Here is a 13,268-nt window from a genome sequence, read left to right as displayed (position 1 = left end):
CTCCATATAAGCATATGCTCCATATATACTCAAAACGAGCATATGTGAGGGACAAGAATGACGCTGAGCTCCGCACTCTACGACCGGGTACGGCGAGTCATTCCGCCCATTGAATGGCCGGCATTTGCGGATGATATCGACGCTATTCTCGATCTGAAGCGGCAGCGAAATGCCGTCATCCTGGCGCACAACTACCAGACGCCGGAGATCTTCCACTGTGTGGCCGACATCGTCGGCGACAGTCTGGCGCTTGCGCGCAAGGCGATGACGGCCGAAGCCGATGTCATCGTGCTGGCAGGCGTGCATTTCATGGCCGAGACGGCGAAGCTGCTCAATCCGCAAAAGACCGTGCTCATTCCCGACCTGCGGGCGGGCTGTTCGCTGGCCGACTCGATTACCGCCGAGGATGTCCGCCTGCTTCGGCAGCGCTATCCCGGCGTGCCGGTCGTCACCTATGTCAACACGTCGGCCGCGGTGAAAGCAGAGTCCGATATATGCTGTACCTCAGGCAATGCGAAGGCTGTCGTCGAGTCGCTTGGCGTTCCCCAGGTGATCATGCTGCCGGACGAGTATCTGGCCCAGAACATCGCCACCCAGACCGACGTGCAGATCATCGCCTGGAAAGGGCATTGCGAGGTGCATGAGCGCTTCACGCCAGCCGATATCCGCCAGCTACGCGAGGACCATCCCGGTGTGACGGTACTTGCCCATCCCGAATGTCCGCCCGACGTGGTGGCAGAGGCAGATTTCTCCGGCTCGACCGCTGCCATGTCCGACTATGTCGGGCTGCATAAACCGCCCCGCGTCGTGCTGATGACGGAATGTTCGATGAGCGACAATGTCGCGGTCGACCATCCCGAGGTCGAGTTCATCCGGCCCTGCAATCTGTGCCCGCACATGAAGCGGATAACGCTCGCCAACATCCGTACGGCGCTCGAGCAGAACCGCCATGTGGTAACCATCGAGCCCGAGATCGCCGGGCGCGCGCGTCTGGCCGTCGAGCGGATGCTGGCGGTATGAGCATGGACGTCCGCAATCTCGCCAACCGGCCGGTCATCATTGGCGGCGGCATAGCCGGGCTGATGACTGCGCTGCATCTGGCACCGGAGCCGTTGCTTCTGCTGTCGAGATCGCCGCTTGGCGCGGATGCGTCGAGTGCGTGGGCGCAGGGCGGGTTGGCCGCGAGCCTAGGCGACGACGATGAACCGGCGCTTCATTTTGCCGACACGCTCGCCGCAGGCGACGGCCTTTGCGATGCGGAAGCAGCAAGGCGCATCGTGTACGCGGCGCCGGCCGCAATCGAGGATCTGTCGCGCCTTGGAGTTCGCTTCGATCGGACACCCGAAGGCGCGCTACGTCTCGGGCTGGAGGCCGCGCATGGCCGGCGGCGCATCGTTCATGCCGGGGGTGACGGCAGCGGTCGCGAGATTATGCGCGCCCTTGTCGCCGCCGTGCGCTCCACGCCCTCGATTGTGGTCGTCGAGGGCATCGAAGCGCGCCGGCTGGTGGTGGAGGATGGCAGGATCGCCGGGGTGCTCGCGGGTTGTTCTACGGGTCCGGTGTTCGTCGCCACAGGACGGGTCGTTCTCGCCACAGGCGGAATCGGCGGCCTGTTCCACGACACGACAAACCCGCTCGGCAGTTGCGGACAAGGCCTGGCACTCGCCGCACGCGCCGGTGCAATTTTTGCCGACCTCGAATTCATCCAGTTCCACCCGACCGCGCTTGACGGGCCCTGCCGTCCGATGCCGCTGATCAGTGAGGCGGTTCGCGGCGAAGGCGCGACAATCGTTGACGAGACAGGCCAGCGTTTCCTCGATGGCGTACCCGGGGCAGAACTCGCACCGCGCGACATCGTTGCGCGCGCTGTCTGGCGGCATCTTGCCGACGGCCATCGCGTCTTCCTCGATGCGCGCGAAAAGCCGGGCGCGACATTCGCGCGGCAATTTCCAACGATCGCTTCGGCCTGCGGCAAGGCCGGTATCGATGCGGCGCGGGATCTCATCCCTATCCGGCCGGCCCAGCACTATCACATGGGTGGTGTCGCCGTGGATCTGGCCGGGCGCACATCGATTCCCGGACTTTGGGCTTGCGGAGAGGTTGCCTCGACCGGCCTGCACGGCGCCAACCGGCTTGCCAGCAACTCGCTGACCGAAGCCGTCGTTTGCGCGCGCTGGGTTGCCGAGAGTGTAGCCGCTTCGCCTGAGCATCGCGAAAAGCCAGCGATGGCCTCTGACCTGCCCGCGCCAGATCCAGGGCCTGTGCGCCCCCTCCTGTCACATGCCCTCGGCGTCATGCGGGACGGCAAAGGGTTGAAGCAGGCTGCCCGGACCCTGCTGGCGCTGTCGCAGCGACACGAAACGGCGTCGGATCCCGCCGCCGTCGGGCTGATGATCACAGTTGCCGCCTTGCTGCGCCGGGAAAGCCGCGGCGCTCATTTCCGGACGGACTTCCCCCACGATGCCGCCGTCGCCCGCCGCTCCCAGATTACGCTCGACGCAGCCATTGCCGCAGCGCGGGAATTCGAATCCTCCCCAATGCTGGAAAGCGTCGCGTGATGAACCTCTCACCACTTCCCGCAATCATGCTCGAACCCCTTGTGCGTGCAGCTCTGCTCGAAGACCTCGGCAGGGCCGGCGACGTGACGACCGATGCCATCGTGCCGAAGGACCTTTGGGCAACGACCGTCCTTTCGGCACGCCAGGCTGGAACTGTCGCCGGGCTCGATCTGGCGATGCTCGCCTTCCGGCTTATCGACCAGAACGTCGAAATGACCTTGCATCAGGCTGACGGTAGCAAAGTATCGCCGGGAGAGACCATTGCATCGGTTAGGGGCCCGGCCCGGGCCATACTCACGGCGGAGCGGACGGCGCTCAATTTCCTGTGCCATTTGAGTGGCATCGCCACGGCGACCGCGTCGGTCGTCGCCGCGGTTCGCGGCCACGGCGCAAAGATCGTCTGCACGCGCAAGACGACCCCCGGCTTGCGGGCTATCGAAAAACATGCCGTGCGCGCCGGTGGCGGCTCCAATCACCGCTTCGGCCTCGACGACGCGATCCTGATCAAGGACAATCACATTGCCATGGCCGGTGGAATTCGTACGGCACTCGAGCGGGCGCGAAGCAGCGCCGGCCATCTCGTCAAGATCGAAGTCGAGGTCGATACGCTGGCCCAGCTGGAAGAGGTGCTTACTCTGGCCCCCGACGCCGTGCTGCTCGACAATATGTCGGTCGACGAGCTTCGCCAGGCGGTAGCCATGGTTGCCGGCCGGGCCACAACCGAGGCGTCGGGCAGGATCACCGCCGCGATTGCGCCAGCCGTTGCCGCAACCGGTATCGATTTGATTTCCATCGGCTGGTTGACTCACAGCGCGCCGATCCTCGATATCGGTCTCGACTATCGTGAGCCTTAGCCGTCGGGGCTGACCATCCAGCCTACCCAGCTTCTTTCGACCGTGTCCGCCCTTTCAAAGGCGCCTGTGTCGCACAACGCAAGGAACAGCATGGAAATGCATACAGCGATTTCGGAAAAGACCATGCCTGAGGCTCGATCCTTCAACGGCGACCGGACGTGGACCCTTGAAGAGGCTCGGGCGCTGCATGATGCCCCTTTCAATGATCTGCTGTTTCAGGCGCAGACCGTTCACCGTCAGAATTTCGATCCGAACAAGGTCCAGCTCAGCCGGCTTCTCAGCATCAAGACAGGCGGATGCCCGGAGGATTGCGGCTATTGCAGTCAGTCGGCGCATCACGAAACTGGCCTGAAGGCATCGAAGCTGATGGAAGTCAGGCGCGTCATCGCCGAGGCAACCAAGGCGCGCGATGCCGGCGCCACCCGCTATTGCATGGGTGCCGCGTGGCGAAACCCCAAGGCGCGCGACATGGATGCGGTGGTGGCTATGATCGAAGGGGTCAAGGCGCTGGGCATGGAAACCTGCATGACACTCGGCATGCTCGATCTCGAGCAGACAACTCGTCTGAAACAGGCTGGTCTCGACTACTACAACCACAACATCGATACGTCGGAACGCTACTACAGCGAGATCATCAGCACGCGCAGCTTTGCCGACCGGCTCGATACGCTCGAACAGGTTCGCCAATCCGGCATCAAGGTCTGCTGCGGCGGTATTGTCGGCATGGGCGAAGAGCCGGTGGACCGGATCGACATGCTGGTGACACTGGCCAATCTACGGGAACATCCGCAAAGCGTTCCGATCAACATGCTGATCCCGATCGCCGGTACCCCGCTTGCCGACGCCAGGCCGATCGAGCCGATCGAATTCGTGCGCGTGATCGCACTGGCGCGCATCATGATGCCGAAATCGCATGTCCGGCTTTCGGCCGGCCGCACCGCCATGACCGACGAGATGCAGGCGCTGTGCTTCTTTGCCGGCGCCAACTCGATCTTCGTCGGCGACACGCTGCTGACGGCGGACAATCCCGGCGAGGACAAGGATAGTCTGCTGTTCCGGCGTCTCGGCATCGAGCCGATGGACCTCGAGACGCAATGAGCGGGATACCGCTTGCCCGCTATGACGCGACCCTGCAGGGGCTGGCGCGCAAGGACCGGCTGCGGACGCTGTCGCCGCGCGCCGGCCTCGACTTCTCGTCGAACGACTATCTCGGGCTTGCCGCTTCGAAAAGGCTAGGCGACGCGGTTGCGGCGGCGATCGCGCAGGGCACGCCGGTCGGCGCCACCGGGTCGCGGCTGCTGCGCGGCAACGCGCCGGAACACGAGGCTCTGGAGGCGGACGCGGCGGCGTTTTTCGGAGCTGAACGCGCGCTGTTCTTCGGTAGCGGCTACATCGCCAATTTCGCTCTTCTGACCGCGCTGCCGCAGAAGGGTGACCTTTTGGTCCTCGACGAACTCGCCCATGCCAGCATGCATGAGGGGGCTCGCGCTGGCCGCGCTGAGTTCAAGCTCGCCGCACACAACGACGTGGATGCTATCGAGGATGCGATCACGCGCTGGCGCTCCGAAAGCGGCACCGGGCGCGTCTGGATCGCGGTCGAAAGCCTTTACAGCATGGATGGCGACCGTGCGCCGATGGAGAGCCTGGTCGCGCTTGCCGATCGGCACGAGTCATTCATCGTCGTCGACGAGGCGCATGCCACCGGCGTTTGGGGACCGGAGGGCCGCGGCCTTGCCGCCGGTTTCGAGGGCCGCGACAACATCATCGCACTCCACACTTGCGGCAAGGCCCTCGGAGCGTCGGGCGCGCTTGTCACAGCTCCACGAACGCTGTGCGACTATCTCGTCAACCGGTGCCGGCCATTCATCTACGCCACCGCGCCATCACCGCTGATGGCGGTCGCGGCGCGCGAAGCGCTCGCCATGCTGTCCGATGAGCCGATGCGCCGTCTCCAGTTGCAGGAGCGTGTTGCCTTCGCGGGTCGCCAATTGGCCGAGCGCTGCGGCGTGATACCGAGCGGCTCGCAGATCCAGCCATTTGTCATCGGCGACGTCAGGCGCACCATGGCGGTGGCGACAGCGCTCCAGGCACGGGGCTTCGACATACGCGGCATTCGTCCGCCGACCGTGCCCGAGGGCACGTCGCGTCTGCGCATTTCGCTGACGCTCAACGTCGACGAAGCCGACATTGCGGCCATGGTCGAGGCGCTCGTCGAGGTGTTGGCCTCGGCATGACCAAGCGCATCGTCATCACCGGAACGGATACCGGCATCGGCAAGACGGTGTTTTCGGCCGGGCTCGCCGGCCAGCTCGACGGCTTCTACTGGAAGCCGGTGCAATCGGGACTCGACGACGAGACTGACAGTGAGGTCGTTGCCCGGCTTTCCGGTTTGCCGGCCGGGCGCGTCCTGCCGGAAGTTTACCGTCTGAGAACGCCGCTGTCGCCGCATCGTTCAGCGGAAATCGACGGCGTTGCGATCGAGGCGGCAAAACTCTCGCTTCCAGCCTTGCCGGGTCCGCTTGTCATCGAAGGCGCTGGCGGGCTGATGGTGCCACTCAACCGACAGACAAGGTTCATTGACATATTCGCGCAATGGCGGATGCCGGTTATCCTGTGCGCCCGTACCACGCTCGGCACGATCAACCACACCCTGCTGTCGATCGAGGCGCTCAGGGCCCGTTCCATCCCGCTCATCGGCATTGCCTTCATCGGTGATGAGGTGGCCGATACGCAAAGAACAATCGTGGAGTTCAGCGGTGTGCGCCAGCTTGGCAGACTGCCGCAAATCGATCCTCTGACGAGTGAAACGCTGAGAGATGCCATGGTTGCCGGCTTCGACCTCACAGCGATCGCAAGGGGCGAATGATGTCGCAGTCCCGTGTGTGGCATCCGTTCACTCAGCACGCGCTCGAACCGACGATCCCTGAAATCGTTCGGACGGACGGCGCCTATCTCCACAAGGCCGACGGCGCGCGCATCCTGGATGCCATTTCCTCCTGGTGGGTCGTCACCCACGGCCACCGCCATCCCCATATCATGAAGGCCATCGAAACGACCGTGGCGAGCCTGGACCAGATCATCTTCGCCGGCTTCACCCACGAGCCGGCCGAACGTCTGGCCAGGGCGCTTGTCGGCCTCGCTCCGGCCGGCCTTGACCGGGTGTTCTACTCCGACAGCGGCTCGACCTGCGTCGAGGTCGCGCTGAAGATGGCGCTCGGCTATTTTCGCAACATCGGCGCACCGCGCTCGCGCATCGTCGTCATGGAGCACAGCTATCATGGCGACACCATCGGCACGATGAGCGTCGGCGCCCGCGGTGTGTTCAACGCTGCCTACGAGCCGTTGCTGTTCGAGGTCGATACCATCCCCTTCCCGGCCGCCGGGCGAGAGCAGGAGACGCTGGATCGGTTCGAGGCCGTCAGCCGCGACCGGCACGCCGCCGCCCTGATCGTCGAGCCGCTGGTGCTTGGCGCCGGCGGTATGCTGATGTATCCGGCCTCGGTTCTGACCGAACTGAAGAAGATCGCCGAAGCTTCGGGCACGCTGCTGATCGCCGACGAGGTGATGACCGGCTGGGGCCGCACCGGAACCATGTTCGCCTGCGAGCAGGCATCCATCTCTCCGGACATCCTGTGCACCTCGAAGGGCTTGACCGGAGGCGCCATCCCGCTGGCGGCGACGCTTGCCACCGAGGCCATCTTCCGGGCCCATTTTTCGGACGACCGCAAGAAGACCTTCTTCCACTCGAGTTCCTACACCGCCAATCCGATTGCCTGCGCGGCCGCACTCGCCAATGTCGAGATCTGGCGCGACGAGCCGGTAGCCGAGCGGGTCGCGGCCCTGAGTGCAAAGCAGGCCGCCGGGCTTCAACGCTTTCGCGATAACCCTCGCTTCACCGACAGCCGGGCGACCGGGACGATCACGGCTCTCGATCTGCGCACCGGCTCCGCCGGCTATCTGGCCGAGATCGGGCCAAAACTGCGCGCTTTCTTCCTCGAGCGCGGCCTGCTCGTGCGTCCGCTCGGCAATGTCCTCTATCTTCTGCCGCCCTATTGCATCACCAGCGAGGAACTGGACGTTCTCTATGACGCCATCGAGGAGGCCAGCGAACGCTTCGGTTCGGGGCCATGAGTCGATCGTCGCGCATTCTCGGGTTCGGCCATTATGCGCCGGCGCGCAAGGTCGAGAATCCGGAGATCGAAGATCGTCTCGGGCTCGAGCCAGGCTGGATCGAGCGGCGCACCGGAATTCGTTCACGCTTCTGGGCGACAGATGAAGACACGCTGTCCGGCCTTGCTGTGCGTGCAGGCGAGATGGCGCTGGCGAACGCCGCTATTGATCGCAGCGACATCGGTCTCCTGTTGCTTGCCACCTCGACGCCCGACCACCTTCTGCCGCCCAGCGCACCCCTCGTCGCGCACAAGCTGGGACTTGGACGAGCAGGTGCGATCGATCTGACCGGCGCCTGCGCCGGCTTCATCTATGCGTTGATGTTCGCGGACGGCTTCACCCGCCTGCATGGTAAATCAGCTTTGGTCATCGCCGCCAACATCCTCAGCCGTCGCATCAATCCGGCCGAGCGCGCCAGTGCCGTGCTGTTTGCCGATGCCGCCGGCGCCGTGGTGATCGGTCCCTGCGAGGATCCTGATCGGGGCATTCTCGGTGCCTCGGTGGATTCCGACGGCTCGCGCTACGGGCTGATCCAGATCCCGGCGGGCGGAAGCAACGTCCCGTTCCAAAGTGGCCTGGATCTCGGGCAAACCCGAATGACGATGACCGACGGCCGCGAAGTGTTCGCCAGGGCCGTGGACATGATGACTGCATGTTCAAAGGACGCGCTCGCCGCAGCCCGAACGCAGCCGCAGGACATCGATCGGTTCGTGCCGCACCAGGCCAATGCCCGCATTTTCGATGCGGTCGGGAGGAGCCTCGGCATTGCAGATCACGCAATCGTCAAGACAATCGCCGACTACGGCAACTCTTCCGCCGCGACGATCCCGCTCTCACTGTCGCTCGCTCATCTGACCGAGCCGTTCCGGCCGGGCGAGAAAATTCTCCTGGCGGCAGCGGGTGCGGGTCTCAGCGGCGGTGCACTGGTAGTCGGAATCTAGCGAGCCACCGACAGCGCGAACCGACTGATCATGAATGGTGGATAGGACAAAGGCATTTGGGTCATGGCGAGTGCGAAGCGGACAACACCTCGCGTTGACCGGCAGCGAGCGCTCGACTGGCTGCCGCGTTATTCACTCTTCAGGTTTCGGTGTTCAGACGTCGGGAAATGGGGTGCCGCTCGGTTTTCCCAACCCATTGCCGCAACGTGCGAATTGGAAACAGGACACCTGCCATCGCCGCCAAAAAGATGATGCCTACCGCAATCAGGCTGGGCAGGTGCCAGAGGATGTTCCCCCAGTTCGGGATGACCAGCGACGCCGTATTGAAGGTCTCGCCGCTGAACTGACACATGACGAACGACGCGCGGTTCTGCACCATTTCTGCGTCGATCCGTGATATCAGCGCCTCGACGGCCGGTTTATCTGCCGACATCTCGCGCAGATGCGTCAGCGCTGCCTGCATCGCGGACAGATAGGCATGGCTGCATTCATTGAAGGGGCTTGTTTCATCTCCAATGCTGCCGGGCATCAGTCCCCAAAGACAGGCGGCATACTGCAGATTGGCGAAATTCAGCAGCCTGCGAAACTTTTGATCCGTACGATCTTGGTTGGCCGCCAGATCAAGAATTTCGCTGCGATAGTTGGCGATCACGGCCATTTGGCCGTGAGTTAAAGCTGGGATTTGAAGACCTGATCTGTCCAGGTCTGACTCCTGGCGATGCGCCTGCGCCGATTCCGCAATCATCGAGAGCAGCAAAAGACAGAAACACTATGCCGCGGCGCGCGTGGACACCCGGATGCTCCGCGGCATCCCGGAATGGCCTAGCGGACCGCCACGCTTGCCACCGGTCGACCGTCGCGACGCTCGACCAGCCTGCGCTTGGCGACCACTCCGAAAAGCACGCCGATCGCAGTCCAAAGAACCGTCTGGATACCGAGTGAGGCAAGGCGGAAATTCCACAGGACAGCGGCAGAAAACTGCTCCGGAACTTCATTGATCGGCGGCAGCGCATATTCGGCAAGAGACATCACGAGAAAATAGGCACCCCCCGCCGCTATCCAGGCATTCCAGATTCCGTATTGTGATGCCAAGCGTCTGGCGAGGCCTATCGAGGCCACTGCCTCCAGGATCGACACGGTCAGCAGTACAAAGAAGAGCTGTGTGCGCGCCTGGATCGTTTCGGGATCGCCCACGGAAGGTGGGTTGGCCGGATATTTGAACTGCGGCACCAGGATGATCGCGACGAATCCGGCCAGCGCGATTAGTGCTGCCGTGCCGCGCGGTCCAAAGCCACTGACCCGTCCCTGAACATAGGAGAAGACCAGCGCGAAAAGCCCGCCTATGGATGCGCCATAGACGAGAATGCCAGTGAGCAGGCCGATACCGGCCTGGGTAGAGCGACTGACGAGTTCGGGCTCCGGCGCCTCGCCCGCGGCCTGCGCCTGCTGTTCCTCGAAAGCGATCGCGTGATCGACCTGCGGCTCGCCGAACGCACGGGCGAAACCGAATGCAAGCAGGCCAGCTATGATGCCAACCAGCATGCCCCGCACCAAAAGACTCCCAACCATGTCATTGTTCCTTGGCTAGTGGCAGGGAAAGCCGAGCAGATGGCGGCCGTCGTGGACGAATTCGTGGACGTACATGCTGCGGATCAGCGACGTCGCGCCCTCTTCGGCACCGATGAAATAGATCGCCAGCATCAGCATCAGCCCGCCAAAGATGGCCCAGGGCAGAAGCTCGCGAACCGGAATGGGTGCCGGAAGGGCAACGGGTTTAAGAGCGATTTCGGACATGGAAGTTCTCCTGAACAGTGTTTGTTGGAATGACTTGGCAACGAGATGTTCGTCCGCCCCCACTCTGCGATTGCGGCGCTGCTGCCGGCTTGTGGTTCACGCCAGCCGGGTCGCTGGCGCGCGGCAACTGTGATCGTGGTCATGAGAATGATCGTGATGATGATGGTGGTGGTGAGAATGACCATGATCATGTCCGTCAAGGCTGAGCGGTTCGCCAAAGCTGCGGTGTTCGTCAGCGTGACGCCATTGTTCCTTGCGCGCCATCAGCTCATCGAAGCTTGACAGCTTCTTGTCGGTCACCAGTTTCTCGAGCGCGGCAAGCCATTGATGATAGTAGATCCCGTTGTGGTTTTCCGGGTCGAGGCCATAGGTCTTGCCGAGTTCGATTTCGGCGCTGATGTAGTTCACCCATTCCCGCCACTGGAAATAGCCGTTGCGGTGAAGCGCGAGAACGATCCCGAACGCGGTGAGTTGCCAAGGCTCGGCAAAGAGCGGTCCGCCTTCATTGCGTGGAAGGCCGGGAAGCTGATCGAAACTGCTATTCTGGTCCATGGAAAGATCCTCTTCAAGCCGGAGTGGATGAGAAGCTGGAAAGCGCGCTAGTCCGCGCTCTCGAGGTAATCGTCCCAGGCGTCGACATACATCCGGTCCTGCGGATGGCCGGCGTCGCCCCACAACTCGCGAGCCGTGAAGACCACCGTGTAGACGTGCTGTGGCTTGGGGCCATTCCGGTGGGCGCTGGTGTCCGGGAACACGAACACGCCGTGATCGAATGTAACGGTTCCGGCCTTGCCCCTGATATAGGCAGGCAGCCGGTTGTGCGCGACCTGGTTCAAATTGACGACCGTTACCCGGTCGCCGGCCTTGAACTTCGGCGGGATGTTTGCATCGACGCGGGCCGGATCGCCTGTGGCCAGAACCGTTGGCACCATATCGGGGGTGAGCATGTTCATGCTGCTTTTCCTTTCATGAGCTGGGCATGGCGGGCATCGACTTCCTCGCGGGTAACGATGCCGGCATCGATGCAGTTCTGTTCGACGGTGCAGAGCCACTTCTCGTAGTAGCTCGACATCAGATAATGGCGCGGATCCATCTTCTCGATCGGATGCCGGAACTGGTCCACGTTGTAGATGCCGGCTGCGAAGCATGCGATCATCATCGATAGCATCCGCCCCTCCCATTCCTCGTGGAAATAGGGTTCGTTCTGTTCAACCAGCACCGGACCGAAGCCGTGCTTGCCGCCAACGTCATGAATTCCATTCATGGTCTGATCCTTTTGCCAGAGCCTAATGCGAAGGTGATTGCGCTACGCCGGTTCCGATCATGGAATCGCGGGTAACGAGAGCGGCCAATTCCTGTTCGGTCAGGCTTTCAGTGCCTGCTGGACGCATCGGCAGCACCAGGTAGCGGAGCTCGGCCGTGCTGTCCCAGACCCGCACCTCGACATCATCGGCGATATCGAGCCCGAATTCCTTGAGGACGCTTCGCGGTTCGATCACCACCCGTGCCCGGTAGGGCGCCGACTTGAACCAGATGGGAGGCAAGCCGAGCGTCGGCCAGGGATAGCAGGAGCAGAGCGTGCAGACGACGACGTTGTGCACCTTTGGCGTGTTCTCAAGGACAACCATGTTCTCGCCCTGCACGCCGATATAACCAAGACTCTTGATGGCGGCGGTGCCGTCCTCCAGCAGCCAGTTCCTGTATTGCGGATCGGTCCATGCCTTGGCGACGACCTTCGCACCGTTCTTGGGTCCCATCTGCGTCTCGAAGGTTTCGAGGATCAGATCGAGGGTCGCAGGATCTATCGCCTTCTTCTCGGCGAGCAGAGATTCCAGCGCTTTGACGCGCAGGCCGACCTCGGGGATCAGCACGTTAGCATGAGTGTGACTGTTGTTCTTCATGACTTACCTCACTGATATTGTTCGAAGATTTCCGTCTGGGATGGCAGCTTGCGGTCAGGCGACGGCCAGCGCCGGCTTGGTCAAGGCGGCGGCGAGCTTGGCCGATGCGAAACCGAACAGGGCGCCGCCGATCATCGATACCGGAACCACCACCAGCGAGTTCTCGAAAGACGCCGAGAGCAGTTTCGCCAAAGCGAGCCGGTCAGGCGTCTGCAGCAGGAACGCGAATGTGCAGGCATAGCCGAACGTCGTGCCCGGCACGGAAGCCAGGGCCGGAACCTGCGATGCCAGGATGTAGATCACAACCGTGATGAACACCACGATGGCAGGCCAGATTTGGGGCCCAACAAAGTTGCCGAAAGGCAGGCCGAGGATCATGACAGCGCCTAGCCAGCCCATGAAACAGCCGAAGATATTCGAGACGATCGTGCTCTTGAGCGCGGCTTCGTCGCCGCCCGACTGGAAGAAGCAGGCCCAGGCGACAAAAGCCGCCCAGACCAGAATTGTGCCGATGGAAAGAAACGCCCAGGTGCAGATCGCGCCGAGGACGCCAACGCTCAGAGCCGTTGCTATGACAGGTTTCATTGCCGGGTTCCCCATTGTCTTTTTTCAGAACTAAAAAGGCCCGCCACCGTCACCGGTGAGCGGGCCTCATCGCCATAAGCTCGCATTTTCACGAGCTTTATCTGTTCCTGCTGCGCCTCTTTTGGGCGCTCGCTTTTTGTTCCTATTTAGCGTCGCTGAGGAATTTTTCTTTGTCAACCGTTATTCATGCGAATTTTGCAAAATCAACAAATCACCTGAGTTTTGTAAAACAAAACAGATGCTTAAGTGATGTCCGTAGCGCCGTGACAAGCCGTCGGAAATAGAATTTGACATTTTTGCCGATCTGACGGACGATTTGATTGGATTTGCCGGCTAGCCGGTTTGAACTAAAAATTGAGGGATCAGGACGATCCTTCGCGGCAACGAAGCCCTGACGCCTTCCGAGGCCTCAGGGCTTATTTTTTGGGGCTGAGCTATTTTGGGCGAAAAAGCGAAAATCCCGGT

General features: G+C 62.2%; 16 protein-coding genes. 8 read left to right on the top strand and 8 right to left on the bottom strand.

The window, feature by feature from the left end; all coding sequences use genetic code 11:
• Positions 1-57: 57 nt before the first annotated feature.
• The 8 genes from nadA to AC1DYW_RS07225 all read left to right on the top strand — a co-directional run bounded on the left by nadA (position 58) and on the right by AC1DYW_RS07225 (position 8,523).
• A complete protein-coding gene (gene nadA, locus AC1DYW_RS07260; protein ID WP_477225631.1) occupies positions 58-1,020 on the top strand; it encodes a quinolinate synthase NadA in 963 nt (320 codons plus the stop codon).
• A complete protein-coding gene (locus AC1DYW_RS07255) occupies positions 1,017-2,558 on the top strand; it encodes an L-aspartate oxidase (protein WP_477225630.1) in 1,542 nt (513 codons plus the stop codon). Before nadA ends, AC1DYW_RS07255 begins: the two co-directional genes overlap by 4 nt.
• Positions 2,558-3,412, top strand: coding sequence for a carboxylating nicotinate-nucleotide diphosphorylase (nadC, locus tag AC1DYW_RS07250; protein WP_477225629.1), 855 nt, complete (start codon positions 2,558-2,560; stop codon positions 3,410-3,412). Before AC1DYW_RS07255 ends, nadC begins: the two co-directional genes overlap by 1 nt.
• Before the next feature lie 123 nt (positions 3,413-3,535).
• Positions 3,536-4,510: a biotin synthase BioB gene (gene bioB, locus AC1DYW_RS07245; protein WP_477225628.1), complete on the top strand. Its 975-nt coding sequence runs from the start codon at positions 3,536-3,538 to the stop codon at positions 4,508-4,510.
• Positions 4,507-5,646 (top strand): 8-amino-7-oxononanoate synthase, encoded by a 1,140-nt coding sequence (locus tag AC1DYW_RS07240; protein ID WP_477225627.1) that lies wholly within the window; start codon positions 4,507-4,509, stop codon positions 5,644-5,646. The genes bioB and AC1DYW_RS07240 overlap by 4 nt, the downstream gene beginning before the upstream one ends.
• A complete protein-coding gene (gene bioD / locus AC1DYW_RS07235; RefSeq protein WP_477225626.1) occupies positions 5,643-6,278 on the top strand; it encodes a dethiobiotin synthase in 636 nt (211 codons plus the stop codon). Before AC1DYW_RS07240 ends, bioD begins: the two co-directional genes overlap by 4 nt.
• On the top strand, positions 6,278-7,543 hold the full coding sequence (locus tag AC1DYW_RS07230; RefSeq protein WP_477225625.1) for an adenosylmethionine--8-amino-7-oxononanoate transaminase: 1,266 nt from the start codon (positions 6,278-6,280) through the stop codon (positions 7,541-7,543). The genes bioD and AC1DYW_RS07230 overlap by 1 nt, the downstream gene beginning before the upstream one ends.
• The gene (locus tag AC1DYW_RS07225; RefSeq protein ID WP_477225624.1) at positions 7,540-8,523 is read left to right on the top strand and encodes a beta-ketoacyl-ACP synthase III; all 984 of its coding nucleotides are present in this window, start codon (positions 7,540-7,542) and stop codon (positions 8,521-8,523) included. Before AC1DYW_RS07230 ends, AC1DYW_RS07225 begins: the two co-directional genes overlap by 4 nt.
• 139 nt (positions 8,524-8,662) lie before the next feature.
• On the opposite strand, the gene AC1DYW_RS07220 is transcribed toward AC1DYW_RS07225, so the two are convergent.
• The 8 genes from AC1DYW_RS07220 to AC1DYW_RS07185 form a co-directional block, all read right to left on the bottom strand.
• Complete coding sequence (locus AC1DYW_RS07220) at positions 8,663-9,268, bottom strand: hypothetical protein (RefSeq protein WP_477225623.1); 606 nt, start codon at positions 9,266-9,268, stop codon at positions 8,663-8,665.
• Positions 9,269-9,345: 77 nt separating this feature from the next.
• Positions 9,346-10,092, bottom strand: a complete 747-nt coding sequence (locus tag AC1DYW_RS07215; RefSeq protein ID WP_477225622.1) for a CbtA family protein — start codon at positions 10,090-10,092, stop codon at positions 9,346-9,348.
• 15 nt (positions 10,093-10,107) lie between these two features.
• Positions 10,108-10,317, bottom strand: coding sequence for a CbtB domain-containing protein (locus AC1DYW_RS07210; protein ID WP_477225621.1), 210 nt, complete (start codon positions 10,315-10,317; stop codon positions 10,108-10,110).
• Positions 10,318-10,413: 96 nt separating this feature from the next.
• Positions 10,414-10,869: a nitrile hydratase accessory protein gene (locus AC1DYW_RS07205; protein ID WP_477225620.1), complete on the bottom strand. Its 456-nt coding sequence runs from the start codon at positions 10,867-10,869 to the stop codon at positions 10,414-10,416.
• A gap of 47 nt (positions 10,870-10,916) precedes the next feature.
• Positions 10,917-11,270, bottom strand: coding sequence for an SH3-like domain-containing protein (locus AC1DYW_RS07200; RefSeq protein WP_477225619.1), 354 nt, complete (start codon positions 11,268-11,270; stop codon positions 10,917-10,919).
• Positions 11,267-11,581 carry an SH3-like domain-containing protein gene (locus AC1DYW_RS07195; protein WP_269904301.1) on the bottom strand — a complete coding sequence of 105 codons (315 nt, stop codon included), beginning with the start codon at positions 11,579-11,581 and terminating at the stop codon, positions 11,267-11,269. The genes AC1DYW_RS07200 and AC1DYW_RS07195 overlap by 4 nt, the downstream gene beginning before the upstream one ends.
• Positions 11,582-11,603: 22 nt before the next feature.
• The gene (nthA, locus tag AC1DYW_RS07190; protein ID WP_477225618.1) at positions 11,604-12,218 is read right to left on the bottom strand and encodes a nitrile hydratase subunit alpha; all 615 of its coding nucleotides are present in this window, start codon (positions 12,216-12,218) and stop codon (positions 11,604-11,606) included.
• A 54-nt stretch (positions 12,219-12,272) separates the two neighbouring features.
• Positions 12,273-12,803 carry a DUF1097 domain-containing protein gene (locus tag AC1DYW_RS07185; protein ID WP_477225617.1) on the bottom strand — a complete coding sequence of 177 codons (531 nt, stop codon included), beginning with the start codon at positions 12,801-12,803 and terminating at the stop codon, positions 12,273-12,275.
• Positions 12,804-13,268 lie beyond the last annotated feature (465 nt).

The organism is Mesorhizobium sp. P2_D5 (genome assembly GCF_056404355.1).
The sequence above is the reverse complement of the archived record's forward strand: the minus strand, read 5'-3'. Positions and strand labels throughout refer to the sequence as shown.